This is a genomic window from Streptomyces sp. HP-A2021 (assembly GCF_022807935.1).
GTDB lineage: Bacteria > Actinomycetota > Actinomycetes > Streptomycetales > Streptomycetaceae > Streptomyces > Streptomyces afghaniensis.
The window spans coordinates 840,413-866,112 of record NZ_CP094344.1 but is presented as its reverse complement, the minus strand read 5'-3'; the positions used below and the strand labels follow the sequence as shown (position 1 = coordinate 866,112).

Below are 25,700 nucleotides of genomic sequence, written 5' to 3'. Positions count from 1 at the left end.
CCAGACGTACCAACGGCAGTGGTAGGCACCGGAGTCGTCCCAAAACCGCTCACTCGTTGGATCGTGCCGCGTGCACCACAGTGGATGACACGCCGCGCCCAGGGCTCGGCTCGGTCTCCCGTCGACCAAGAGAGTGGGCATGTCCATCGAATCCCCCGAGTCACCTGTTTCTCCCTCCGAGGGATCCACCGAGGAATCCACGTCCGCCCCGTCCCGGCGCACGTTCATCGCGAGCACCACCGCCGTCGGCGGTGCGGTCGTGGCGGGCGGCCTCATAGCGGGGCCGTCCGTGTTCGGCGCCGAACCCGCGGACGCCGCCGAGGCACCGCCCGGCAGCCGTGTCTCCCTGACCGTCAACGGCACGCGGCACACCGTCACGGTCGACAACCGGACCTCGCTGCTGGACCTGCTGCGCGAACACCTCGGGCTGACCGGCTCGAAGAAGGGCTGCAACGCCGGTGCCTGCGGGGCCTGCACCGTCCTGGTCGACGGCCGCCGCGTCAACTCCTGCCTGACCCTGGCGGTCCGGCTGGACGGCGCCGAGGTCACCACCATCGAGGGCCTGGCCAAAGGCGAACGGCTTCACCCGCTGCAGCAGGCGTTCATCGACCAGGACGCCTTCCAGTGCGGCTACTGCACCCCCGGCCAGATCATGTCCGGCGTCGGCTGCATCGAGGAAGGGCACACCGGCTCACCGGCCGAGATCCGGGAGTTCATGAGCGGCAACATCTGCCGCTGCGGGTGCTACGTGAAGATCGTGCGCGCCGTCGAGCAGACCGCGCACGGGAAGTGAGGGCCGATGTACCCCTTTGCCTTCACGAAGGCGTCCGACACCCGCCAAGCCCTCACCGCAGGCCGCGACGGCGGCCGTTACATCGCCGGCGGCACCACACTCGTCGACCTGATGCGCGAAACCGTCGAACGCCCCCGCACCTTGGTAGACATCAGCGGCCTGCCACTGCGCGAGATCACGGTCACCCGACGCGGGGGCCTGCGCATCGGCGCACTGGTACGGATGTCCGAGGCCGCCGCCCACCGAGGGGTGCGCGCGCTGTATCCGGTGATCTCGCAGGCGCTGGAGCTGAGCGCGTCGGCGCAGCTGCGCAACATGGCGACCATCGGCGGCAACATCATGCAGCGCACCCGCTGCACGTACTTCCGTGATGTGACGGCCGCCTGCAACAAGCGTGAGCCGGGCTCGGGTTGCGCGGCGCTGCACGGCGTCAACCGGACCCACGCGATCCTCGGCACCTCCGACGACTGCGTGGCCACCCACCCCTCCGACGTCGCCGTGGCCTTCGCGGCCCTGGAGGCGACCGTGCACCTGCTGGGCCCGGACGGCGAGCGGACCGTGCCCTTCGCCGACTTCCTGCTCAGGCCGGGCAGCACACCGAATCGCGAACAGGCCCTGCGCCCGGGCGAGTTGATCACCTCTGTCGAAATCCCGGCCCATCCTCGCCCGCTGAAGTCGGGCTACCTGAAGGTGCGTGACCGGCAGTCCTACGAGTTCGCGCTCACCTCGGCGGCGGTCGCCCTGCACATCCGCGGCGGCGTGATCCGAGAGGCGAAGGTGGCCGCCGGGGGAGTGGGCACCGTGCCCTGGAAGCTGCCCGCCGTCGAGCGGCAGCTCATCGGGCGGCGGCCGTCCGACGCGCTGTGGACCAAGGCGGCCGAACACGCCGCCGACGGGGCCCGGCCCCTTCAGCACAACCGTTTCAAAGTCGAGTTGCTGCGACGGACCGTCGAGCGGCAACTGCGCGTCGTAGGAGGTGGCAAGTGAGCCCGCAGCCACAGGCAGCCGTCGGAGCGCCGCTGTCCCGGGTGGACGGGCGACTGAAGGTCACCGGCCAGGCCGAGTACACCGCCGACCACGACATCGACGGCGTCGTCCACGCCGTCATCGTCGACAGCACCATCGCCCGCGGCCGCGTCACCGGCATCGACGCCCGTGCCGCCAATGCCCAGCGCGGAGTCCTGGGCGTCATCAGCCACCTGGACAAACCCAAGCTGGCCTACCGCGAGAACCAGGGGGCCTGGTTGGACCCGTCCGTCGGCGAACGGCTGCACGTCTTCCAGGACGACAGGGTGCGCTTCTTCGGACAGCCGGTCGCCGTGGTCGTGGCCCGGACACTGGAGGCCGCGCAGCACGCCGCGGACCTGGTGAAGGTCTCCTACGACGCCGAGAAGCCCTCCACCGACCTGACCGGCGCGCCCGAGAACGACCCCCTGCCCCAGCAGAACTACGCGCGCGGCAAACCCGAAGAGGCGCTGGCCTCGGCGGAGGTGAGGCTGGAGCGCACCTACCGGCTCGCCCGCAACCACCACAACGCGATGGAGCCGCACGCAACCATCGCCCGCTGGGACGGCGACAAGCTCACCGTCTGGGACAAGACCCAGTGGACGCTGGGAGCGCAGGGCGAACTCGCGGCCGTGTTCGGTATCCCGTCGGAGAACGTGCGCGTCATCTCGCCGTTCGTCGGCGGCGCGTTCGGCAACGCGCTGCGCACCTGGCCGCACTCCACCCTCGCGGCCCTCGCCGCCCGTGCGATCGGCCGCCCGGTCAAGCTCCTCCTGACCCGCGAGCAGCTGTACTACGGCGTGGGGTTCCGGCCCGCCTACGAGTACGGGCTGCGGCTGGGCAGCACCCGCAGCGGACGCCTGACCGCGGCCGTGCACCGCGTGCGGGGCGAGACGTCGAGGTACGAGCAGTTCACCGAGGGCGTGATGGTCCCGGGACAGATGCACTACGCCACGCCCCACGTACGCCAGGCGTACCGGACCGTGCCGCTGGACGTGAACACACCGACGTTCATGCGGGGCCCCGGCTACTCCACCGCCGTCTTCGCCATGGAGTCGGCCCTGGACGAACTCGCCCACGAGCTCGGCGTCGACCCCATCGAACTGCGGCTGCGCAACGAACCGGAGGAAGACCCGTCCAACGGGCTGCCGTTCTCCACCCGGCGGCTGCGCGAGTGCCTGCGGGTCGGCGCCCGCGAGTTCGGCTGGCACCGGCGCAACCCCAGGCCGCGCTCCCGGCGGGACGGCGACTGGCTCATCGGCACGGGCATGGCCAGCGGCGTCTACGACACCCTGCGCATGCGGTCGGAGGCACGCGTCAGGCTGGAATCCGACGGCACCGCCCTGGTGCAGGCGTCGACCAGCGACATGGGTCCCGGCACCTACACCTCCGTGACCCAGCTCGCCGCCGACGCCCTCGGCCTGACCATGCGCACCGTCCGGTTCGAACTCGGCGACTCCACCTTCGCACCGTCCCCGCCGCACGGTGGCTCGCAGACCATGGCCGGTGTCGGCTCGGCAGTCCAGGACGGCTGCGACAAGCTGCGGCAGGAGGCGATCAAACTCGCGGTCGAGGACGAGCGGTCACCGCTGCACGGCGTCGACGCCGGCGACGTAGTGGTCCGCGGCGGCCGACTGCACGTGCAGGGCAACCCCGCGCGCGGCGAGACCTACCGGCAGTTGCTCGCCCGCCATGGCCGTACGCACCTGGAGACCCGCGGGACCTTCACCCCGGCCGGGGACGACCGGTACTCGATGTACGCCTACAGCGCGGTGTTCGCCGAAGTGGCCGTCGACCGGCGGCTGGGCCTGGTGCGGATGCGGAGGATGCTCGGCGTCTACGACGTCGGACGGATCATCAGTCCCAAGCTCGCCGACAGCCAGGCCCTCGGGGGCATGGTGGGCGGCATCGGCGGGGCCCTGCTGGAGCACACGGTCACCGACCACCGCGACGGCCGGATCGTCAACGCCGGCCTCGCCGACTACCTCGTGCCCGTCAACGCCGACATCCCTGATCTGCGGGCGGTCTATCTGGACGGGAAGGACCCACACGCCGACCCCATCGGGGTCAAAGGCCTCGGTGAAGTCGTGCAGATCGGGGTGGGACCCGCCATCGCCAACGCGGTCTTCCACGCCACCGGACGCCGCGTCCGCGACCTGCCCATCACCGCCGAAGCCCTGCTCTGAACCCGGGCGGCAGGGCCCCTCCCGCCACCTGGCCGGGGCGCCGAGAGCCGTCCCGCTGATCGGCCCGCCGCCGTGCCACCCGATCCCCCCCATGCCGGCACGGCGGCGGGCTTCCCCATCGCCCCAGGAGTACCACTCATGCTCAACATCGCCGACACGCTGCACCGTTGGTGCCGCGAGGCCCGCCCCTTCGCCCTGGCCACCGTCATCCAGGTCAGCGGCAGCGCACCCCTGCCGCCCGGCACCGCACTGGCGGTGGACACCGGCGGCGAGGCGGTCGGCAGCATCTCCGGAGGCTGCGTGGAAGGCGCCGTCTACGAGCTGTGCAGGCAGGTGCTGGAGTCGGGAGAACCCCCGGTACGGGCCCGGTTCGGCTACTCCGACGACGACGCCTTCGCCGTGGGCCTGACCTGCGGCGGCGAACTGGAGGTCCTGGTCCAGCGCGTCGACCCCGCCGACCAGCCCCACCTCGTCGGCGCCCTGGAACAGGTGCCGGCCGGTCTGCCCGTCGCCGTGGCACAGGTGGTGGACGGGCCTGAGCACCAGCTCGGCCGCACCCTGTCCGTCCTCGGGGGCGGCAGCGCGTACGACGGGACACTCGGCAGCCGACAGCAGGACCGGGCCGTGGCCACCCAGGTCCGCGCACTGCTGCGGGCAGGCCGTACCGCCCGCGTGGAGGTCGGCGGGGATGCCGGCAGCTGCCCGGAGAAGCTGACACTCCTGGTCCACACCCACGCGGCCCCGCCCCGCCTGCTGATCTTCGGCGCCGTCGACTTCGCCGCCGCCCTCAGCCGGGCCGGAAGCTTCCTCGGCTACCACGTCACCGTCTGCGACGCCCGCCCCGTCTTCGCCACCCCGGAGCGCTTCCCGCACGCCGACGAGGTCGTCGTCGACTGGCCCCACCGCTACCTGGAGGCCACACGAGTCGACGCCCGCACCGCCATCTGCGTCCTCACCCACGACGCCAAGTTCGACATCCCCCTGCTGCGCCTGGCCCTCGGCCTCCCGGTCGGCTACCTCGGCGCGATGGGCTCCCGGCGCACCCACGAGCACCGCCTGGCACGCCTGCGGGAGGCCGGCGTGCCCGATGAGCACCTCGCGCGCCTGCGCTCACCGATCGGACTCGACCTCGGCGCCCGCACACCCGAGGAGACAGCGATCTCCATCACCGCCGAGATCATCGCCCACACCCACAACGGCACCGGCCTGCCCCTGTCACGCGTCCCCGGGCCCATCCACGGTTCCGTGCCCGTGGCCCAGGTGTCGTCACCCGACGCGCTCCTGGCCGCATGACGGCACGCCGTGCTCAGCGCAGCGGCTCCATCTCCCAGCTGGCCAGCGTCCGCAGGGCTTCCTCCGACGGTGAGCCCGGTTCGGCGTGGTAGGTGGCCAGTCGCATGGGGGCGCCCCCGGGCAGCGCCATGGGCTCGTGGACGAGGTCGAACTCTCCGACGAGCGGATGCCGCATCCGTACGGACTCGCCGACGGACCCGCAGCTCACCTCGTGCCGTGCCCACAGCCGCCGGAACTCCTCGCTCGACTGCGTCAACTCCTGGATCAGGGAGGAGAGGTACGCGTCCCCGGGGCTCTTGCCGGCGTTCATGCGCAGCACGCCGGCGGTCTTCACAGCCGCGCCGGCCGGGTCGGCGAACCGATCACGTGCCTCGGGGGAGAGGAAGATCAGCCGGGCCACGTTGAGCTGCTCGGGCGGCAGCCCGTCCCAGTCCCCGAAGACGGCGGTGGCGAGCCGGTTCCATCCCAGGATGTCCAGGCGCCGGCTGACGACGTAGGCGGGTACGCCGAGTGCCTCGAGCAAGTGCTGGACGGAGGGTCGCAGTCGCTGCGGCGGGGGCGCTGCCTGTGCCGTGCTCTGCCGGTCGGCCTGCGCCAGCCGGACCAAGTGGTCGCGCTCCTCCTCGGTCAGGCGCAGGGCGCGGGCGACGGCGTCCAGCACCTCGGCGGACATGGTGTCGCCATGGCCCTGCTCCAGGCGGGCGTAGTAGGCGTACGACACCCCCGCCAGCTGCGCCAGCTCCTCGCGCCGCAACCCGGGAACCCGCCGCCGCCCGTACGAGGGGAGGCCCACGTCCTCGGGCCTGAGCCGGGCCCTGCGGGACCGCAGGAACTCCCTCAGCTCGGCACGCCGGTCGAGTCCTGAAGACATCTCTGTCCTCCAGTTGTCACACATGCCTCGTAGATGCCGAGCAGCGTACAGCACCGAATCCACGACTCATCTTGATACTGAGTCTCAAAGCGATGTAGAGTCTTGGATTAAGACTTCATTTCTGACAGGAGTGCTCTCATGAGCAAGATCTGGTTCATCACCGGTTCCTCGCGCGGCTTCGGCCGCCAGTTCGTCCAGGCGGCTCTGGAGCGCGGTGACAAGGTCGCGGCCACCGCCCGCACCACCGAGTCCCTCGCGGACCTGGTGGCCGCCCACGGCGAGGCGATCCTTCCCCTCACCCTGGATGTCACTGACAAGACCGCCGTCGCCGAGGCCGTCCAGCGGGCGCACGACCACTTCGGCCGACTGGACGTCGTCGTCAACAACGCCGGCTACGGTCTGTTCGGCATGGTCGAGGAGCTGACGGAACAGCAGGTCCGTGAGCAGATGGAGACCAACTTCTTCGGTGCCCTGTGGGTCACCCAGGCCGCCCTGCCTCTGCTGAGGGCGCAGGGCCGCGGCCACATCGTGCAGATATCCAGCGTCGGCGGTGTCACCGCATTCCCCAACCTCGGTGTCTACAACGCCTCCAAGTGGGCCCTGGAGGCCCTGAGTGAGGCTCTCGCCGGGGAAGTCGCCGGATTCGGCATCAAGGTCACCCTCGTCGAGCCGGGTGGCTTCGCCACCGACTGGGCAGGCTCCTCCGCCACCTTCGCCGGCCAGCTGCCCGCCTACGACGACCTGCGCACCGCCCTCGCCGCCAACTGGGGGAACATCGAGCATGGTGACCCGACCGCGGCCGGCGCGGCCCTGCTGGAGGTCGTGGACGCCGACAACCCGCCCCTGCGGGTCTTCTTCGGTACCTCCCCGCTCCACTTCGTCCCGCAGGTCTACGCCGAGCGGCTGAAGACCTGGGAGGAGTGGGCCGACGTCGCCGCGCAGGCGCAGGGTACCGCCGCGTAACCGACCACGGATCTGATACTCGGTATCAAATTGAGTCGTTGCTGTACGCTCTTGGCATGACCGAGACCGCCCGTACCGCCGCCGAATCCGCAGGCAAGCCGCCCGGCTTGCGTGAGCGCATGCGTGCGACGGTCCGGGCGGAAGTGGTCGACGTGGCACACCGGCTCTTCACCGAGCAGGGGTTCGACCGGACGACCGTCGACCAGATCGCCGCCGAGGTGGGCCTGTCACGCGCCAGCCTGTTCCGGTACTTCGGCACGAAGGAACAGATCGTCCTCGGACGCCTGGAGGAGTCCGGTCGTCTGATCGCGGAGGCGCTCGCCGCCCGCCCCGACGACGAGCGGCCCTGGGAGGCGCTGCGCCGGTCCTTCGACGTCCTGACGCGGAGGAACGAGCAGGCACCCGAGCAGGCCCTCACCTATCTGCGCATGCTCCAGGAGACCCCGTCGCTGCGCGCGGGGCACCATGAGAAGCAACTGATCTGGCAGGGACTGCTGGTGCCGGAGATCGCCCGGCGACTGGGGGTCAGCCCCGACCGGCCGGAGGACACCAGGCCGAGCGCACTGGCCGCCGCCGCGCTCGCCTGCCTGGACGTCGCCTCGACGGGGTGGGTGGCATGCGAGGGCACGGTTCCGCTGGCCGAGCTGCTCGACCGGGCGATGGGCGCACTGTCGGAGTAGCCCGGCCCGGCGCACCTGCTGACGCCGGTCCGCTCGCTGTCAGGGAGCGGTGCCGAGATCCACGGCCAGGTCCCCGGTCTCCGTCCAGAAGCTGTCGTCGGCGTCCTGGAGCCGGCCGGCGGCGTGTTTCATATGGCGGCGTGCGGCGGCGCGTGCCGCTTCGGGGTCGCCTGACTCGATGGCGGCGAGAATGGCGTGGTGCTCGTCCCGGACCGCTTCGATGAAGTCGTTCCGGCGTGCCTCGTTCGCGCGCGTGATGCGGATACCGCTGCGCGACACGTCGCCCAGGTACCGCACCGTCGAGACCATCACGGCGTTTCCGGTCGACTCGGCGATGGACCGGTGGAAGGCGAGGTCCTCGTCCACGCCGTCACCGCCGGCCGCGACCGCCGAGTCGATCGTGTCCAGCGCCTGGCGCATCCGCGCGAGGTCGTGCGGGGTGGCCCGGGCGGCGGCGAGGCTGGCCGCCTCGCCCTCCATGGCCCGGCGTACCTCCACGATCTGCAGCACCTTCGCCTTGGTGTCGGCGGCGTCGAGGTCGAGCGGGCGGGTGCGCCGCGGCAGGACGAACACGCCGATGCCCTGCCGCGGTTCGACCAGGCCCGCGTTGCGGAGCCGCGACAGGGCCTCGCGCACCACGGTGCGGCTCACGCCCAGCTGCTTGACCAGCTCCACCTCGGTCGGCAGCCGGTCGCCCTCGGCAAGCCGCCCCGACTCGATCTCCTCGGAGAGCGTCGCGGCGACCTGGTCGGCGAGCCGGACGGGACCGGGCACCTTGGAAAACATGGTTTTCAGTCTATAGACCCTCGCTCGGCTGCCCCGCCGTGAGCGGCCCGTCGACCAGGACCGCGTCACGGTGGTCGGCGACGTAGTCCCGCACCACCGCCGCGAAGTCCGGATCGGGCCGGAGCCCGAGAGCCGCGGCCCGCGTGTGGTCGAAGACGGAAGGCCACGAACCCACGATGGCCTCGACATCGCGGTCGGGCGCGATCGTCACCAGGTCGGCGACGGCGTCGCCGGCCAGCTGCCGCAGCGTGGCCAGCATCTCGGCGACGGAGACCGTGAGCCCCGGGAGGTTGACCGGCAGTCCGCCCTCGAAGCGGCCCCTCCCGGTACCGCGCTCGGCTTCCGCGATGCGGAGGATCCCCTCGACCGTGCGCCGGGGCGACGCCAGGGCCACCCGCAGATCGGGACGCACGGGGCAGACGGCGGGCAGGCCCGCGAGCGGCTCGCGGATGATGCCGGACAGGAAGCCGGAGGCGGCCGCGTTCGGCTTGCCGGGCCGCACCGACACGGTCATCAGACGGGCCACGCGCCCGTCGAGGAAGCCCCGGCGGGTGTAGTCCGCGACGAGCTGCTCGCACACGAGTTTCTGGATGCCGTAGCTCGACCGGGGCGTGGGCAGCGTCGACTCGCCGACCACCGGCGGAAGCGGCAGCGCCGGGTCGGAGCCGTAGACCGCCACACTGCTGGCGAACACCAGGCGCGCAGCGGGCCGGCCGGTGGCCGACTGCCCCCGGGCGGCTTCGAGGAGCGCGCGGGTGGTGTCCAGGTTGGCGCTCATACCCAGGTCGAAGTCCGCCTCGCACTCGGCCGAGACGGCGGCGGCGAGGTGGATCAGTACGTCCACCGGCTCCGCGAACACCTCGTCGAGGCACTCGGCCAGGTCACCCCGCACCGTCTCCACGAGCGGGTCGGCCGTCTCCGGAGCACCGGGCGGCACGATCCGGTCGGCGAGCACCAGCCGGTCGATCGGCACTCCACGGAAGGTCCGAGTCCTGAGCAGGGTGCCGGTGACCTGTCGTCCGAGGAAGCCGAAGCCGCCCGTGATGACAATCCTCATGCGGTGTCTCCTCGGTAGTCGTTCGGGCGGTAGTCGCTCAGCCAGCCGAGGCCTTCGCTCGTGCCGGCCAGCGGGATGTATTCGCAGCCGATCCACCCGTCGAAGCCCAGGTCGTCGACGACGCGGAACAGGTGGCCGACGTCGAGTTCGCCCCGGTCGGGCTCGTGGCGGTCGGGCACGCCCGCGATCTGCAGGTGACCGACCCGGCCGGTCGGCAGGTCGCGGCGCAGGGTGGTGGTGAGGTCGCCCTCGACGATCTGGCAGTGGTAGAGGTCGAGTTGCACCTTGAGGTTCGGCGCGCCCACCTCCCGCACGACCGCGTGGGCCTCCGCCTGCCGGGACAGGAAGTAGCCCGGCATGTCGCGGCCGTTGATCGCCTCGATCAGGATGTCGACGCCCTGCGGGGCGGCTCGCTCGGCGGCCCACGCGAGGTTGGCCAGGTAGGTGGCGCGGTGCTCGGCCCGTTCCTCCGGCGTGGCGTCGGGCGGTACGAGCCCGGCCATGACGTGCAGCCGCGGGCAGTCCAGTGCGGCGGCGTACTCCAGGGCCCGGGCGATCCCGGAGCGGAGCTCCGCCTCGCGGCCGGGCAGGGCAGCGATCCCGCGTTCTCCGGAATCCCACGCTCCGGGAGGGGCGTTGAACAGCACCTGCCGCAGGCCGTGGTCGTCGAGCCGGCGGCGCAGCTGCGTGGCGTCGTAGACGTAGGGGAAGAGGTATTCGACGGCGGTGAAGCCGTCCGCCGAGGCCGCGGCGAAGCGGTCAGGGAAATCGTGCTCGGTGTACATCAGGGACAGGTTCGCTGCGAACCTCGGCATGCTGGCTCCTGGGTGAGGACCGGAGGACCGGAGGGCCGGTCAGCGGTTGACGACGTGCTTGTCGGTGGTGAGCACCGCGGCGGCACCGACGACGAGGCTGAGCGCCAGGACGTACATCGGAACCGACGTCGAGCCGGTGGCGTCCTTCAGCGCGCCGATCATGTAGGGACTGACGAAGCCGGCGAGGTTGCCGACCGAGTTGATCGCGGCGAGGCCGACCGCGGCGGCGGTGCCGCCGAGGAACGCGGTGGGCAGGGACCAGAACAGCGGCGCGCAGGTCAGCACGCCCGCCGCGGCGATGGACAGCGCGACCAGGGACAGCGCGGTCGACCCGGCCCAGCCCGCCGCCAGGGAGAAGCCGACCGCGCCCATGAGACTGGGCACCACCAGATGCCAGCGGCGCTCACGGCGCTTGTCCGCCGAACGCCCGAGCAGGTTCATCGTGACGAGCGCGGCCAGGAACGGCACCGCGCTGAGCAGGCCGATCGCGAGGTTGCCCTCGATACCGGTGGACTCGACGAACGTGGGCATCCAGAAGGTCAGCGCGTACTGGCCCATCACGAAGCAGAAGTAGATGAGGCACATCAGCCACACCTTGGGCTCGCGGAAGGCGTCCCAGACCCGGCCGTGCACGGTCTGGTGCGCGGCGTCCTGGGCGATCGCCCGCTCGACGACGGCCTTCTCCTCGTCGGTGAGCCACTTCGCGGAGCGCACGCTGTTGTCGAGGTAGAACAGCGTGGCCACCCCGATGAGAAGGGCGGGGATCGCCTCCAGCAGGAACATCCACTGCCAGCCCTCCCAGCCGTTCACGCCCTGGAACCGGTCCATGATCCAGCCGGAGAGCGGGTTGCCGAAAATGCCGGCGACCGGGATGGCGGACATGAAGAGTGCGATCACCCGGGCACGGCGGTGGGAGGGGAACCAGTAGGTGCAGTACAGGATCACCCCCGGATAGAACCCCGCCTCCGCGGCTCCGAGGAGGAACCTCAGGACGTAGAACATCGCCTCGTTGTGGACGAACATGAACGACCCCGAGACGAGACCCCAGCTGATCATGATCCGGGCGATCCAGGTACGGGCGCCGACGCGCTGGAGCATCAGGTTCGACGGCACCTCGAAGAGGAAGTAGCCGATGAAGAACAGGCCGGCACCGAGGCCGTACGCCGCCTCGCTGAAGCCGAGGTCGTCGGCCATCTGGAGCTTGGCGAAGCCGACGTTGACCCGGTCCAGGTAGGAGACGATGTAGCACAGGACGAGGAAGGGGACGATACGCCGCACGACCTTGCGGAAGACGGCGTTCTCACGGGCGACGTCGGCGGATGCCGACGCCGTTATGGGCATGGACATGGATGATCCCTCTGCGGCTCAGGGGAATTCTCTGACGGGTGGGGAGCGCGTCACCACGCGGCGTCGAACGCGGACCTCAGTTCGTCGATCGCGTGGGACGGGAGCGGCTCGGGGCGACGGTCGGTCAGGAGCCAGAGACGTGCCGTCTCCTCGAGTTCTTCGAGGACGGCGAGGGCGGTGGCCGCGTCGGGTCCCCAGACGACGGGGCCCAGCCTGTCGAGCAGGACGGCCCGCAGGGGCGTACGGCTCGCCGCGTGCGCGGCGACGCGGGCGGTCACCAGGTCGGCCACGCGCGGGTCGCCGGGCCGGTGGTAGGGGATGAGCGGGACGTGCCCGACCTTCATCACGTAGTACGGCGTGAGGGGCGGAAGCACGTCGTCGTCGCTCCACACGCCGGCCAGGGTGAGCGCGACCAGGTGCGTGGAGTGGGTGTGGATGACGAACCGGGCCGTGGGGTCGGCGGAGCAGATACGCCGGTGCAGGGTCAGGGTCTTGCTGGCGCGGTCACCCGCGATCTGCTCGCCACGGGCGTCGACCAGCGCGAGGCGGCCGGGTTCCAGGAACCCGAGGGCGGCGTCGGTGGGGGTGATCAGGTGGTGGTCGCCGGCTTTGGCGCTGATGTTGCCTGCGCTGGCGTGGACGTAGCCCCGGGCGAACAGACTGGTGCCCACGCGGACGATCTCGTCGCGCGCCTCCTCGACGGCCCTGTCCACGGCCTCGTCCACGGCCTTGTCGACAGCATCGTCGTCGCCTGTCCCGGCGGTGGTGCCCGGCTGCCCGGTCATGCGGCCTCCTCGTCCAGCAGGGCGAAGGCGTAGGTGAAGAAGTCGGGGCCGCCGAAGTTGCCGGACTTGAGCGTGATGTGGAGCGTGTCCCCGTCGGGCAGGGTGGTCGCGCACCAGGGGACACCGGGGTCGATCTGCGGTCCGATCCTGAGCCCGGTGACACCGAGCGCCCGGACGACCGCTCCCGAGGTCTCACCGCCCGCGACGACGAGCCGGCGGACGCCCCGTTCCACCAGCCCTTGTGCGACACGGGCCAGCGTCCGCTCCACCAGCTCACCGGCCTCGGCGGCACCGAGCCGGCCCTGGACGGAGCGGACCGCGTCGGCCGGCTCGGTGGAGTAGACCAGAACCGGCCCGTCGTCCAGCTGGGACTCGGCGAAGGCCAGGGCCTGCCCCACCACGTCCTCACCGGCCGCCACGCGCAGCGGATCCACGCTGAACGCGGGCCGGCCGCCGCGCAGGTACCGGAGGACCTGGCCGTTGGTGGCGACGGAGACCGATCCCGAGACGATGGCCCGGTGGCCGCCGGAAGGCGGCAGTTGCGCGGCGGCGGGGGACGGCTCGAACCCCCAGTTCGCGGGCAGCCCGATCGCCAGACCCGAACCGGCGGTCACCAGTGGAAGCCCCCGGACCGCCGCACCCAGGCGCAGGAGGTCGTCGTTGGAGACGGCGTCGGCGACGGCGATCCCGAAGCCGTCCTCGCGCAGGGCGTCGATGCGGGCCCGGATCGCCCCGGCGCCGCCGGCGACGACCGTGTGGTCGATGAGGCCGACCGCCCGCCTGGTCTGCGCGCCGAGGACGGAGACCAGGTTGGAGTCGGTCATCGGGGTGAGCGGGTGGTGGCGCATGCCACTGTCGCCGAGCAGCACGTCACCGACGAAGAGATGGCCCTTGAAGACCGTGCGCCCGTTGTCGGGGAACGCGGGCGTCGCGACCGTGAAGTCGGTGCCCAGCGCGTCCATCAGCGCCTCGGTGACCGGTCCGATGTTGCCGGCCGGTGTCGAGTCGAAGGTGGAGCAGTACTTGAAGTACACCTGCTCGGCGCCGGCGGACCGCAACCAGGCGAGTGCCCGGAGCGAGGCATCGACGGCGTCGGCGGCCGGAACGGTGCGCGACTTGAGGGCGATGACCACGGCGTCGGCGTCCACCGCCCGTCCGGCGCCGGCCGGCGGCACGTCGATCAGCTGGACGACGCGCATCCCCGCGCGCACCAGGTTGTTGGCCAGGTCGGTGGCGCCGGTGAAGTCGTCGGCGATGCATCCGAGGCGGATTCCCATGTCACGCCTCCACCGGCTCGGGCAGGTCGATCCCCGGGAAGATCTTGATCACCGCGCTGTCGTCCTCGGCCCCCAGTCCGGACGCCGATGCCTGGAGGAACATCTGGTGGGCGGTGGCGGCGAGGGGGAGCGGGAACCGCTCGGGGCGGGCGGAGTCCAGGACGAGCCCCAGGTCCTTGACGAAGATGTCGACGGCGGACAGGGGCGTGTAATCCCCGGCGAGCACATGGGCCATGCGGTTCTCGAACATCCAGGAGTTGCCGGCGCTGTGCGTGACCACTTCGTAGAGCGCCTCGGCGGGAACGCCGGACCTGATGCCGAGGGCCATCGCCTCGGCCGCGGCGGCGATGTGCACGCCCGCGAGCAGCTGGTTCACGATCTTGACCTTGGAGCCGAGTCCGGCGCGGTCGCCCAGGCGGTAGACGGTGCTGCTCATGGCTTCCAGCACCGGGTCGGCGACGGAGTACGCGGCGGCGGAGCCCGACGTCATCATCGTGAGCTCGCCGGCCGCCGCCCGGGCGGCGCCCCCGGAGATGGGAGCGTCCAGGTAGAGCACCCCCGACTCGGCCAGGCGGCCTTCGAGCCGCGCGGACCAGCCCGGGTCGACCGTGGAGCACATCACGAAGACGGAGCCCGGGCGGAGCCGGCCGGCCGCGCCGTCGGCACCGAACAGCACGGACTCGACCTGCTCCGCGTTGACCACCACGCCGACCAGGACGTCCACGGCGGCTGCCAGCTCGCCGCAGGAGCCGAACGCCGTGCCGCCGTCGCGGGCGAAGGCCGCGGCCACCTCCGGCCGAAGGTCGTGGACCCCCACGTCGTAGCCCGCGTTCCGCAGACTGCGGGCCATCCCGAGGCCCATGGCTCCCAGTCCCACCACGCCCACACGCACTCGTGCGGGCTTGCTCTCGTCGTCCATGCCCATCCTCGTCCTGCCGTGTCGTCCAGAAGGTCGGCCTGACTCCCGGAGGAGATCAGGTCATATGATGACCTGAGGACGGCGAGTTGCAAGCTGTGATGTCGCTCACACGGACAGAGGGGCTGGCCGGGGTGCCGGTCAGCGGTACGGAGAGCGGCGGACGGTCAGGACGGCGACGTCGTCGTGCTGGCTGCCCTCGCCGGCGAAGGCGCGGGCATCCTCGTACAGGGCCCGCGGCAGTTCGGTGGGGGAGAGGGCGAGGTGTTCCGTCAGCCGTTCGTCGACCGGGTAGAACGTGCCGTCCGAGGAGCGGGTCTCGGTGAGGCCGTCGGTGGTCAGCAGCAGTGTGGACCCGGCCGGGAAGTCGAACCAGCCCACGGTCGTCGGTTCGGAGGCCAACTCGGCGAGACCGAGCGGCACACCGGACTCCAGCGGCGGAGTCGTGACGACGCCCTCGTGCATCAAGCGGGGTGGGATGTGCCCGCAGTTGACGATCTGCGCCTCGGCGTGGGCGTCGATGGAGACGACGAGCGCGGTGACGAACCGCTCGTCGTCTCCGCTCTGTTCGGCGTAGGAGTTGTGCCGGACGACCGCGGAGTCCAGGGTGTCGACGAGCGCCGTGAGCGTGGGTTCCCGGTGGGCCGCCTCGCGGAAGGCGCCGATCACGGCGAACGCGGCCCCCACCGCGGCCAGCCCCTTGCCCTGCACGTCACCGATCAGCACCCGGGTTCCGAAGGGCGAGGCGACGACCTCGTAGATGTCGCCGCCGACGAGCCGGTCCTCCTGTACGGGTTCGTAGACGCCGTTGACCAGGACGTCGTCGGTGACCAGGGGCAGGGGGTGCAGGATGTGCCGCTGCATGGCGGCGGCGGTGGAGCGCAGGCGGAGCATCTCGTGCTCGCGCCTGATGCGGCGCTGGCAGGCGTAGACGGAGGTCACCCCCAGGGCGAGGGTCAGCAGGACCAGCAGGGCGCGGTCGAGTGACCGGCCCACGTCACTGCCGCGCAGCAGCACGGTGAGAGTGACGATGACCGTGGTCCAGGCGGCGACGAACCTCGTCTGCGCGGCGGTGCACAGCGCCGACGCCGTACCCGGGAGGAAGACCAGGAGACCGAGGAGCCACACCGCGGACCCGGACAGGGCGCCCAGGATCTCCACCAGGGCCGTCACCGAGACCACGCCGGCGGCCAGCTCCAGGTTGCCCGGAGGCTCGATCGCCTCAAGGGCGTCCGACGGCCTTCTCCGGCGGGTGTCGATCATGGGAACTCCCGGGCAGCTCGTGACCTCTCCCGTACGTTATGCAGGCCCGGCCGTTCGTGGGCAGGTGCCCCGCCGCCCCTTGTCCGCTCGGGTGGCGCTCCGCTGCTGAAGAGAACCGCGGCGCTCTCGGGGCTGACCCCCTCGCGCAGCCGGCCGCGGGCCGCCTTGTCCAGGAAGCCCTCGGCGAACTGTGTGCGTCCGCGTTCGTAGCGCTCGACGAAGTAGGCGTGGGCCGGGTGATCCGTGCGTGAGGCCGCCGCGGCGAGGTCGATCCACAGGGTGCGTCAGGAAGCGGCGATGATCTTGCGCTCACGCGGAGATTGCGCGAGATGGGGCGGAAACGTAACTTGAACGCCTGTTCTTCGAGCTGCGTGTTTGAGAGGTGTCCCGGTGGGGCGACGCGAGAAGCCGGTCGACCCCGACGCCGGTCCCGTGCAGCGGCTTGCGCACGATCTGCGGGTGCTCCGGGAGAAGGCCGGGAAGCCCCCGTACCGGGAGATCGCCAAGCGGGCCGGCTACTCGATCACCGCGGTGTCCCAGGCGGCGGCCGGTGAGCAGTTGCCGTCGCTGGCGGTCGTGCGGGCGTACGCCGAGGCGCTGGACGGCGATCCGGACGAGTGGGAGCGACGCTGGCGGGAGACGGACGCCGAGGTCCGTGCGCCCGCGCCGGACGAGAGGCCGCCGTACCGGGGGCTGGCCCGCTTCGAGCCGGACGACAGCGATCTGTTCTTCGGGCGGGAGGCCCTCGTCACCGACCTGATGGAGCTGGTGCGTGAGCACCGGTTCGCGGCGGTGTTCGGGGCGTCCGGCAGCGGCAAGTCGTCGTTGCTGCGGGCGGGGCTGATTCCGCGGTTGCGACAGGCGGCGGGGGCGGAGCGGCCGGCGGTGATCCGGGTGCTCACACCGGGGGAGCGGCCCGCGCGCACGCACGAGCAGGCGCTCGTCGCGCGCGACGGCGACGCGGAGACCTGGGTGATCGTCGATCAGTTCGAGGAGCTGTTCACCCTCTGCCACGACCGCGCGGAACGCGACCGGTTCCTCGCTCTGCTGCTGGCGGCCGCGCGGCCGGAGAGCCGGCTGCGCGTGGCGGTCGCGGTCCGCGGCGACTTCTACGGTCACTGCGCCGACCACCGTGAGCTGGCCGAGGCCGTCTGCCGGGCGAACCTGCTGGTCGGACCGCTGGGCCGGGACGAACTGCGCGAAGTGATCACCGGTCCGGCCGCCTCCGCCGGCCTGACCGTGGAACGTGCTCTCACCGCCCGGATCGTCGACGAGGTCGTCGACCAGCCGGGCGCACTGCCCATGCTCTCGCACGCCCTGCTGGAGACCTGGCGGCGCCGTCGCGGCCGGATGCTGACCCTGGCGGCGTACGAGGAGGCTGGCGGCGTGCGCGGCGCGATCGCCGCCACCGCCGAGGAGGCGTACGGCGGACTGCCGGCGGCGCAGGGGCGTGTCGCCCGGCGGATTCTGCTGCGGTTGATCGCGCCCGGCGACGGCACGGCCGACACGCGCCGCCCGGCCTCCCGGGCCGAACTCGGCAGCGGTGCGCGGGACGTGCTGGAGCGCCTCGCCGGCGCCCGTCTGATCACCCTGGACGGCGACACGGTGGAGCTCGCGCACGAGGCGCTGATCACCGGGTGGCCGCGCCTGGCCGGCTGGATCGAGGAGGGCCGCGACCGCCTGCGCGCGCAACGCCGGCTCGGCGAGGCGGCTCGCGGCTGGGAGGAACTGGAACGCGACCCCGGCGCGCTGTACCGCGGGACGCGGCTGTCCCGGGCCGAGGAATTGTTCGCGCGGCAGCCGGACGACGACTCCACTGGGAGGGCTCGGCCGGACGACGACCTCACCCCCCTGGAACGGGCCTTCCTCACCGCTTCGGTCGCTGCCCGGGACGCCGAGCAGGAAGCCGAGGGCCGTGCCGCGCGGCGGACGCGGTTCCTGGTCGTCGGCCTGGCCGTGGGCCTCGTGCTGGCGCTGGCCGCCGGTCTGGTCGCCTGGCAGCGTGACCGGGTGAGTGAGGAAGAGGCCGCCAAGGCCACCGCCCGCCGCCTGGCCACGGTCGCCGACAGCCTCCGCTCCACCGATCCGCGCACGGCCGCCCTGCTCGGGGCCGCCGCGTGGCAGACGGCCCCGCTCACCGAGTCCCGCTCGGCGCTGCTCGGTGCTCTGGCGCAACCGGAACGTGACGCCTTCACCGACCCCCGGGTCGGGAGAGACGTCCGGCGCTTCCTCACCGACGGCGGCCGGACCCTGCTCAGCGTCGACGACGGCACGGTCACCGTCCGGAACGTGGCCGACCACAAGGTCACCGCCACCCACCACCTGCCGAGCGGTACGGAAGTGGCCGCCGCCGGTCCCGGCTCCCGGTTCCTCGACGTCAGCGGGCCGGACGGGGACGAGAACCTGTGGAGCCTTCCCCGGGGCAGGCCCGCCGCCGATCTGGGCGATGCGTCGTTGCAGGGCAGCGCGGACGACGGGAGCGCGTACCTCACCGGTCCCGTGGACGGGCCGGGCACGGTCCGGCTGCACCGGGCGAACGACGGCAAGGTTGTTTTCAGCACCGGCATTCCGCGCTCCCTCTCCTCGGGGGCCGTCGGCCCCGGCGGACGCCTGCTCGCCCTCTGCCCCGCCGACGGGCCGCTCCAGCTGTGGGACGCAGCCGGCGGAAAGCGACTGCCGGGGGACTGGGAGAAGGCCGACAAGACCCTGTGCGGGACCGGCACAGGCGCGGACGGCGGCTCACGCCTGCTGAGGTTCAGCCAGGACGGCAAACGGCTGGCCGCCGTCTACGGCACCGCGGCCGTGGTGTGGGACGTCGCCAGTGGCCGCACAGTCGACGACTTCACCAGTGGTGGCGACACCGGCTTCACGCAGGCGGCTCTCTCTGCCGACGGGGAGTTCCTGGCCACGGCGGACGACCACGAGCTCGCCGTATGGCGGCTGGCCACCGGCGGCACCCAGGTCTTCCACCGGCCGCTGTCCGGTGCGGACATGAAGGGGCTGACCTGGGACGCGGGCAGCCATCGCCTCCTGCGCTACCTCGACGGCGCCACGGTCCACACCCTCGACCTGACCGACCGTCTCGCCCCGCGGTGGCAGAGCAGGCCGGCCGACGGGAGCCTGCTCAGCCCGGACGGCGCCGCCCTGGCCACCGTCACCCGGTCCGGTGGCGGCTACCGCTTCGAGCTGCGTTCCACGCGTTCCGGCACCGTCCGCGCCCGCGCGACGCTCGGCCCGCTGCCGAACCTGTCCGGCGAGGAAACCCCGCTGCTGGCCTTCAGCCCGGACGGCCGTGCGCTGGCCGTCGCCGACACCGTGTCGTCGCACGGCTCGCTGCGGCTGCGCTTCACGGTGTGGGATGTGGGCGGGCACCGGGTGCGTACGGTCCTCGACACTTCCGGCGCGGCGGACCGCCCGGCCGCCGCCCTCGCTCTGGGGCCCGGCGGCCGCACGCTGCTGGCCGTCCGCGACGCTAGCGGCGGCTACGCCACGGAGGTCTGGGACACGCGGACCCATCGGCGGTCGCGGGCCATGCCCGGTCCGTCCGGGGCGGCGCTGGCGGTACGGCCGGAAGGCAGTCTGCTCGTGGGCTCCGACGATCAGTACGCCGATCCGGCGTCCGGAAAGGTCACCGGGCGGGCGCTCGCCGACGGCCGTGAGGTCACCGCGCTGGCCTTCAGCCCCGACGGCTCCCGGCTCGCCGTCGGCGACACCACCGGGCACGTCACGCTGTGGGACGGCAGCCTCCGTCACCGTGCGGGTGCGCTGACCGGCACCTCCGACACGGTCTCCGAAGGCGAGCCGGAGGCGGTGGAGGCGCTGGCCTTCTCGTCCGACGGCAGCACGCTGGCCGTGGGCGGCGCGAACGGGACCCTGCGGCTGTGGGACACCGAGGGCCAGCAGCTCCTCGGGTCGGACCTGCCCACGCCCGGCGACGAGATCCGGTCCCTCGCCTTCGCGCAGGACGGCGGCACGGTGTACGCGAGCGGCCCGTACGTGCCGCTCCAGCGTTTCCCCGTCGCCCCGGACCAGGCCGTCCGGACCATCTGCTCCCGTACCGGTGGCGGTCTGACCGAGGCGCAGTGGCGCACCTACGTCCCTGACGCGCCGTACGAGCCCGTCTGTGGGGATTGATTTTTTTCACAGGCCCTTCCGGGTCGCTGAAAAACGCCTCTGACCTGCACGCTCCATGACCAGAACGACCGCGGCGTCCCGTCGGCGGTGTCCGCGAATCCCCTCAGTCAGGTTCTGGTCTCACTCATGCGCATTCACCCCCTGGTCCCCTCCCTTCTGCTGCTCGGCACCCTCTCCTTCACGGCGGCCTGCTCGTCCGGACCGGGCGGACCGTCCGGATCCGCGCGCGCTGCCTCCGGGCAGGCGGGCTCCACCCCCGGCCCCTCGCCCGTCCGCAGCGTCGACCCGTCGAAGATCAAGGGCCTGGAGATCGTCAGCGACAGCAGCGAGGACAAGTCCTGCCCCTTCGCGACGAGCTATCCCGACGTGCCCGGCGCGGAGGCGATGACGGCCGCGATGAAGAAGTACGTGGAGCGGCGCCTGGCCGCCTTCCGCTCGGACTCGGCGATCTGCCAGGACGGCACGGGCGGCGCGGACAGCGGCGAGCTCAACATCAGTCACCAGTTCCTGGTCGCCTCCGGCGACGTCCTCGGCGTCAGGCTCAGCACACAGGACCCCAGCAGCGCCGGGTCCGGGCAGTCGGCGACGACGTACTGGTACGACGGCAAGGCGGGCGCGTACCGTACGGCCCTCGGACTCGTCGCCGACGGCTCCCGGGACCACTTCCTCAGCGCCTTGAAGGACCGGCTCAAGGGACGCGAAGGCGTGGACTCCGACTCCCTCGACGACACGTTCTCCGACCCGGCCTCCCGCGCCGCCGCCCTGGACGACATGGCGTTCACCGCCGACGGCGGACTGCGGGTGACCTTCGACCGCGGCGACGTGGCCGTACCGCCCGCCGGTGCCGTCACGCTGACTCTCCCCGAGGAGACGGTCACCCCCTGGCTGTCCGCGTTCGGGAAGCGTGCCCAGCGGCAGACGGTGACGCCCAGCCGGTCGCTCGACCTGGGCGCGCCGCACGTCCCCCCGCAGGCCGTCCCCACCCACACCGCTTCCGGCGACGACGACACCGACTGCAAGAAGGTCCGGTGCATCGCGCTGACCTTCGACGACGGACCGGCAGCGCCGGAGACCGCGACCCTGGTGACCTACCTGGCGCGGTACAAGGCGCGCGCCACCTTCTTCACCGTCGGCCAGAACGTCGCCGCCCACCCCGCCCTGGTCCGCGCCGCCGCCCGCGCCGGGAACGAGATCGGCAACCACTCCTGGAACCACCCCGACCTCACCAAGCTCGCCCGCGGGCAGGTCGTCTCCCAGCTCAACCGCACCAGCGCCGCCATCGAGGCCGCCACCGGCAAGGCCCCCACCCTGTTCCGCCCGCCCTACGGTGCCGTCGACCGCCGCGTCCGGGCCGCCACCCGCCTCTCCCCGGTGCTGTGGGACGTGGACACCGAGGACTGGAAGTACCGTGACGCCGACAAGGTCGCGCGGACCGTCATCGACAAGGTGCGGCGCAACGACGTCGTCCTGATGCACGACATCCACCCCACGTCGGTCGCCGCGGTCCCGCAGATCCTGCGCACCCTGACCGCCCGGGGCTACCACTTCGTCACCGTCAGCCATCTGCGCGCCACCCTCTGACGGTTGCCTGCTCGGCCTGGATGGCCTCGCATTGCAGGCCATCCAGGCGGCGGCGGAGACTGGGAGCAAACGGCGGCATCCCGGAAAGGCCCGGAGCGATGGGTGACTACGTGGAACTCCCCGGCGTCAGGACGTGGTACGAGACCGATGGCGCCGGTGACCCGTTGCTCCTCCTCCACGGCGGCCTCTGCACGAACGAGACGTGGCAGGCTCAGCGAGCCGATTTCGCGGCGAACTTCCGCGTGCTGCTTCCCGAGCGTCGTGGGCACGGGCACACTCCCGACGTCGACGGGCCGCTCTCGTATCAGGACATGGCCGACGACACCGTCGCCTTCATCGAAGAGGTCGTCGGCGGTCCCGCGCATCTCGTCGGGTGGAGCGACGGCGGGGTCATCGCCCTGCTCGTCGCCATCGCCCGCCCCGACCTGGTCCGGAAGGTCGTGGCCATCGGGGCCAACTTCCTGCCGAGCCCACAGAGCGGCGCGGCTCCGGAGATGCTGGATCAGATGGCGCCCGACGACCTGACCATGTTCCGCGAGGCGTACGAAGCCGTGTCGCCCGACGGTGCCGCCCACTGGCCGGTCGTCGTGGGCAAGCTGGCCGCCATGTTCCGCACCGAACCGACCATCCGCACCGAGGACCTGGCCCGTATCACGGCGCCCACGCTCGTCCTGGTCGGGGACGACGACCTGATCACCCTGGAACACACGATCGCCCTGTATCGCGCGATCCCCGGATCCCAACTGGCCGTCGTGCCGGGAACGTCGCACGCGCTGCTCATGGAGAAGCCCGGGGAGGTCAACCGGATCATCCTCGACTTCCTCGCCAAGGAGCCGATCCTCACGATGCTTCCCATACGGCGATCCCCGGCGGCAACCACCGCGGGCACCGGGGGCAGCACTCCGGTGGACGTCACTCGTCGGAGAGCGTGAGGTCGGGGACCCGCCAGGCCGCCAGCGCGAAGGCGGCCAGGGACACCGCGGCGCCGGTGAGGAAGACCAGGCGCATCGAGGTGACGTAACCCTCCAGGAACGGCAGTGCCGCGCTCGGGTCGAGGCCGCGCAGGAAGGCGGAGTCCTCCAGGTCGACCCCGCCGTCGGGGCGCAGGACGCCCGTCAGTGCGTGCGCGTTGTCGGGCTGGGCCAGGAGGTGGCGGAAGGCCGGGTCGCGGCGGGCCTCGGCCAGTCGCTCGGCGATGCTGCCGGCCGCCGTGGTGAACAGGATCGACAGGAACGCCGCCGTGCCGACCGTGCCGCCGTTGGAGCGGAAGAAGTTGACGGACGCCGTCGCCGCGCCCATGTCCGTGCGGGGCACCTCGCTCTGTGCGAGCGTGGTCAGCGTCTGCATCGACGCGCCGAGGCCCGCGCCCATCAGGGCCATGCCGAGCGCCGCGTGCCACAGCGGGCTGTCCACGCGCAGCGTGGCGAACACGAGCATAGCGGCGGTGAACGAGCCGGCACCGGCGACGAGATGGACCTTGAACCGGCCGGTCCGGGCGATCATCCGGCCCGTCAGCAGAGTCACCGCGAGGTTCGCGGCAACCGTGGGCAGAGTGGCCAGACCCGCCTCGATGGGGCTCATGCCGCGCACGAGCTGGAGATAGAGCGGCAGCGTCGTCATCGCGCCGAACATGCCGATGCCGACGACGAAGTGCAGCCCGACGCCCAGGCGGAAGGTCCGGATGCGGAACAGGCGCGGCGGCAGCAGCGCGGCGTCGCCCGACCGACGCTCCACCACGACGAACACCGCCAGCCCTGCCACGCCGATCGCGTACATCAGCAGGGCCGAGGGCGAGTCCCACCCCCAGATGCGGCCCTGCTCGGCCACCGTCAGCAGCGGTACAAGGCCCACGGCCAGGGCGAGCGCCCCGGCGTAGTCGAGCCGGTGCCGCACCCGCCGGTGCGGGAAGCGCAGCACGCGCATGATCGCCACCGCGGCCGCGGCGGCGAGGGGCACGTTGATCAGGAAGATCCAGCGCCAGCCCGCTGTCCCGAGCAGGTCGGCCCGGTCCGCGAAGGCCCCGCCCACCAGCGGGCCGACGATACTGGCGCCGCCGAACACGGCCATGAAGTAGCCCTGGTAGCGGCCCCTTTCACGCGGGGTGGTGATGTCGGCGACGATCGTCATCGCCAGGGACATCAGCCCGCCGCCGCCGAGACCCTGTACGGCGCGGAACGCCGCGAGTTCGTAGATCGACGTGGCGCATCCGCACAGCAGCGACCCGACGGTGAACAGGGCGATCGCGGCGAGGTAGACGGGCCTGCGGCCGTGGATGTCGGAGAGCTTGCCGTAGAGCGGCGTCGCGATGGTGGCGGTGATGAGGTACGCGGTCGTCACCCAGGCCTGGGCGGTCAGCCCGTGCAGGTCGTCGGCGATGGTCCGCAGCGCGGACGAGACCACCGTCTGGTCCAGCGCCCCCAGGAACATGCCGAGCACCAGCCCGGACATGACGGTGGTGATCTGCCGGTGGCTGAGCCGCGGGGGCATGTCCCCGGCCGCGCCCTGTTCTTGAGTGTCGGAGAAGGTCACGTGTCGTCCTCGGGGTGGGGGCGGGTACGGCGCGCGGGCGCGGGCCGCCCCGGTGTTCCGGAGCGGCCCGCGCCGGGGCCGGGGCGTCCGGCCGACGATGCCGGACGGCTGACCGTCGATGCCGGGGCAGCCGGTCGTCGATGCCGGGGCGGCTAGCCGGCGAGGCCTGCCAGGTCGTCGACCGCCTGCTCGACATCCGGCAGCGTCAGCATCGCCAGCTGGGCCGACCGGGCCCGCGCCCGGGGCCCGGGATCGGCGAGGAGCTTGCGGCACACGTCGGCGATGCCGGCCGCGCTGCGGTCCGCGATGTGCCGGCCCAGGCCCAGCTCCTCCACGCGCTCCGCGTTGGCGGGCTGGTCACCGAAGTGCGGCAGGACCGCCAGCGGCGTGCCCGTGCGCATGGCCTCGCGGATGCTGTTGAAGCCGCCGTGGGTGATGAACAGGTCGACCGACTCCAGCAGCAGCGGCTGCGGCACTCGCTCGGCGACGTGGACGTGCCCGGGCAGCCCCTCGGTGTCCACCGGCAGCCCGGACGTCGACACGACCACCGTGCAGTCGTCCAGCTCGGCCGCCGCCCGCACGATCGCGTGCAGGCTCTCGGTGGCGTCCGGCAGCTTCACCGGCAGAGGCGTTTCCCCGTCCTCCATGCGCGCATGCATCTTCGGCAGGGCGGTACCGATCGCGGCGTACACCAGCGGCCGGTCCGTGGGCAGTTCGGCGGCCCACTCCGGCAGGACCATGCCGCGCTCGACGTCCACCGTCTGCCGGTACGCCCACGTGCGGGGCAGGTGCCGGGCGAACGAGAAGGCGGGTGGCACGTAGTCGACGCGGCCGTGCGGCACGAGGGACGGCGGGTCGTCCCGTACGGGCAGTCCCAGCTCCTCGCGCCGCTCGTTCAGCTGCGGCAAGGCCTCTGCGGGGTCCAGGACGTTGCTGAACCCGGAAGGCGTCGGCAACTGCGGCACGCCGAGGAGTTCGGCGGTGAGCACCGCACCCATGTCCATGCCGTCGCGCAGGATCACATCGGGCCGGAAGTCCTGGGCCAGGGGGAGCAGAACGTCCAGGTGCGGCTTGACCCCCGGCCCGGCCACGTTGCGCATCAGCAGCCGTGCCAGCGCGTCCGTCGGCTCCGTCAGGTCGGGGGTGTCGCCGAGCTCGGCCAGGTACGGGCCCATCGCGGCGAGCGGATCGAACTCCGGTAAAGCGGCGTTCACCTGTACGTCGTCGTCACGGAAGACGGGGACGAGGGCCTCGGTGGTGACCACCAGCACCTGATGCCCGGCCTTGGCGAGGGCGCGCAGCAGGGGCAGCTGAGCGCGCCCGTGGGAGGGACTGCCGAGCGTGGTGCACAGAACCCGCATGGGGTGAGCCTTTCTCTCTGGGATCTTCTCGGACTTGCCGTCTTTGGTTCGTCTGCGC

General features: G+C 72.0%; 20 protein-coding genes. 9 read left to right on the top strand and 11 right to left on the bottom strand.

Annotated elements, in window-relative coordinates:
• Positions 1-139 precede the first annotated feature (139 nt).
• From MQE23_RS04055 to MQE23_RS04040, 4 genes are all read left to right on the top strand, one after another.
• A complete protein-coding gene (locus MQE23_RS04055; RefSeq protein ID WP_243378266.1) occupies positions 140-793 on the top strand; it encodes a (2Fe-2S)-binding protein in 654 nt (217 codons plus the stop codon).
• 6 nt (positions 794-799) lie between these two features.
• Positions 800-1,780, top strand: coding sequence for a xanthine dehydrogenase family protein subunit M (locus tag MQE23_RS04050; RefSeq protein WP_243378265.1), 981 nt, complete (start codon positions 800-802; stop codon positions 1,778-1,780).
• Positions 1,777-3,984 carry a xanthine dehydrogenase family protein molybdopterin-binding subunit gene (locus MQE23_RS04045; RefSeq protein WP_037671009.1) on the top strand — a complete coding sequence of 736 codons (2,208 nt, stop codon included), beginning with the start codon at positions 1,777-1,779 and terminating at the stop codon, positions 3,982-3,984. Before MQE23_RS04050 ends, MQE23_RS04045 begins: the two co-directional genes overlap by 4 nt.
• Before the next feature lie 138 nt (positions 3,985-4,122).
• Positions 4,123-5,277 carry an XdhC/CoxI family protein gene (locus tag MQE23_RS04040; RefSeq protein WP_243378264.1) on the top strand — a complete coding sequence of 385 codons (1,155 nt, stop codon included), beginning with the start codon at positions 4,123-4,125 and terminating at the stop codon, positions 5,275-5,277.
• Positions 5,278-5,290: 13 nt separating this feature from the next.
• On the opposite strand, the gene MQE23_RS04035 is transcribed toward MQE23_RS04040, so the two are convergent.
• Entirely contained in the window at positions 5,291-6,148 is an 858-nt protein-coding gene (locus MQE23_RS04035) for a helix-turn-helix transcriptional regulator (RefSeq protein ID WP_243378263.1), read from the bottom strand.
• A gap of 138 nt (positions 6,149-6,286) precedes the next feature.
• Here MQE23_RS04035 and MQE23_RS04030 point away from each other — a divergent pair, with 138 nt between their 5' ends.
• Positions 6,287-7,111: an SDR family oxidoreductase gene (locus MQE23_RS04030; protein WP_243378262.1), complete on the top strand. Its 825-nt coding sequence runs from the start codon at positions 6,287-6,289 to the stop codon at positions 7,109-7,111.
• Positions 7,112-7,167: 56 nt separating this feature from the next.
• Complete coding sequence (locus tag MQE23_RS04025) at positions 7,168-7,791, top strand: TetR family transcriptional regulator (protein WP_020274605.1); 624 nt, start codon at positions 7,168-7,170, stop codon at positions 7,789-7,791.
• A 39-nt stretch (positions 7,792-7,830) separates the two neighbouring features.
• Here the strand turns inward: MQE23_RS04025 and MQE23_RS04020 are convergent, their stop codons facing one another.
• From MQE23_RS04020 to MQE23_RS03985, 8 genes are all read right to left on the bottom strand, one after another.
• Entirely contained in the window at positions 7,831-8,577 is a 747-nt protein-coding gene (locus tag MQE23_RS04020; protein ID WP_020274606.1) for a FadR/GntR family transcriptional regulator, read from the bottom strand.
• Between the two features lie 10 nt (positions 8,578-8,587).
• Positions 8,588-9,634: a D-erythronate dehydrogenase gene (gene denD, locus MQE23_RS04015; protein WP_243378261.1), complete on the bottom strand. Its 1,047-nt coding sequence runs from the start codon at positions 9,632-9,634 to the stop codon at positions 8,588-8,590.
• On the bottom strand, positions 9,631-10,449 hold the full coding sequence (gene otnI, locus MQE23_RS04010; RefSeq protein WP_243378260.1) for a 2-oxo-tetronate isomerase: 819 nt from the start codon (positions 10,447-10,449) through the stop codon (positions 9,631-9,633). The genes denD and otnI overlap by 4 nt, the downstream gene beginning before the upstream one ends.
• Before the next feature lie 39 nt (positions 10,450-10,488).
• On the bottom strand, positions 10,489-11,796 hold the full coding sequence (locus MQE23_RS04005; protein WP_020274609.1) for an MFS transporter: 1,308 nt from the start codon (positions 11,794-11,796) through the stop codon (positions 10,489-10,491).
• Between the two features lie 50 nt (positions 11,797-11,846).
• The gene (locus tag MQE23_RS04000) at positions 11,847-12,581 is read right to left on the bottom strand and encodes an aldolase (protein WP_020274610.1); all 735 of its coding nucleotides are present in this window, start codon (positions 12,579-12,581) and stop codon (positions 11,847-11,849) included.
• Positions 12,578-13,858 carry a 3-oxo-tetronate kinase gene (gene otnK, locus MQE23_RS03995; protein ID WP_243378259.1) on the bottom strand — a complete coding sequence of 427 codons (1,281 nt, stop codon included), beginning with the start codon at positions 13,856-13,858 and terminating at the stop codon, positions 12,578-12,580. Before otnK ends, MQE23_RS04000 begins: the two co-directional genes overlap by 4 nt.
• A gap of 1 nt (position 13,859) precedes the next feature.
• A complete protein-coding gene (ltnD, locus tag MQE23_RS03990; RefSeq protein ID WP_243378258.1) occupies positions 13,860-14,777 on the bottom strand; it encodes an L-threonate dehydrogenase in 918 nt (305 codons plus the stop codon).
• 138 nt (positions 14,778-14,915) lie between these two features.
• Positions 14,916-16,037: a PP2C family protein-serine/threonine phosphatase gene (locus MQE23_RS03985; RefSeq protein ID WP_020274613.1), complete on the bottom strand. Its 1,122-nt coding sequence runs from the start codon at positions 16,035-16,037 to the stop codon at positions 14,916-14,918.
• Between the two features lie 390 nt (positions 16,038-16,427).
• On the opposite strand from MQE23_RS03985, the gene MQE23_RS03980 reads away from it, so the two are divergent.
• From MQE23_RS03980 to MQE23_RS03970, 3 genes are all read left to right on the top strand, one after another.
• A complete protein-coding gene (locus MQE23_RS03980; protein ID WP_243378257.1) occupies positions 16,428-20,171 on the top strand; it encodes a helix-turn-helix domain-containing protein in 3,744 nt (1,247 codons plus the stop codon).
• 126 nt (positions 20,172-20,297) lie between these two features.
• Positions 20,298-21,752, top strand: coding sequence for a polysaccharide deacetylase family protein (locus tag MQE23_RS03975; RefSeq protein WP_020274617.1), 1,455 nt, complete (start codon positions 20,298-20,300; stop codon positions 21,750-21,752).
• Positions 21,753-21,850: 98 nt separating this feature from the next.
• Positions 21,851-22,684: an alpha/beta hydrolase gene (locus MQE23_RS03970; protein WP_020274618.1), complete on the top strand. Its 834-nt coding sequence runs from the start codon at positions 21,851-21,853 to the stop codon at positions 22,682-22,684.
• Here the strand turns inward: MQE23_RS03970 and MQE23_RS03965 are convergent.
• The gene (locus tag MQE23_RS03965) at positions 22,665-24,281 is read right to left on the bottom strand and encodes an MDR family MFS transporter (protein WP_020274619.1); all 1,617 of its coding nucleotides are present in this window, start codon (positions 24,279-24,281) and stop codon (positions 22,665-22,667) included. The genes MQE23_RS03970 and MQE23_RS03965 overlap by 20 nt on opposite strands.
• Positions 24,282-24,433: 152 nt before the next feature.
• Positions 24,434-25,642, bottom strand: coding sequence for a glycosyltransferase (locus tag MQE23_RS03960; RefSeq protein WP_243378256.1), 1,209 nt, complete (start codon positions 25,640-25,642; stop codon positions 24,434-24,436).
• Positions 25,643-25,700: the final 58 nt, after the last annotated feature.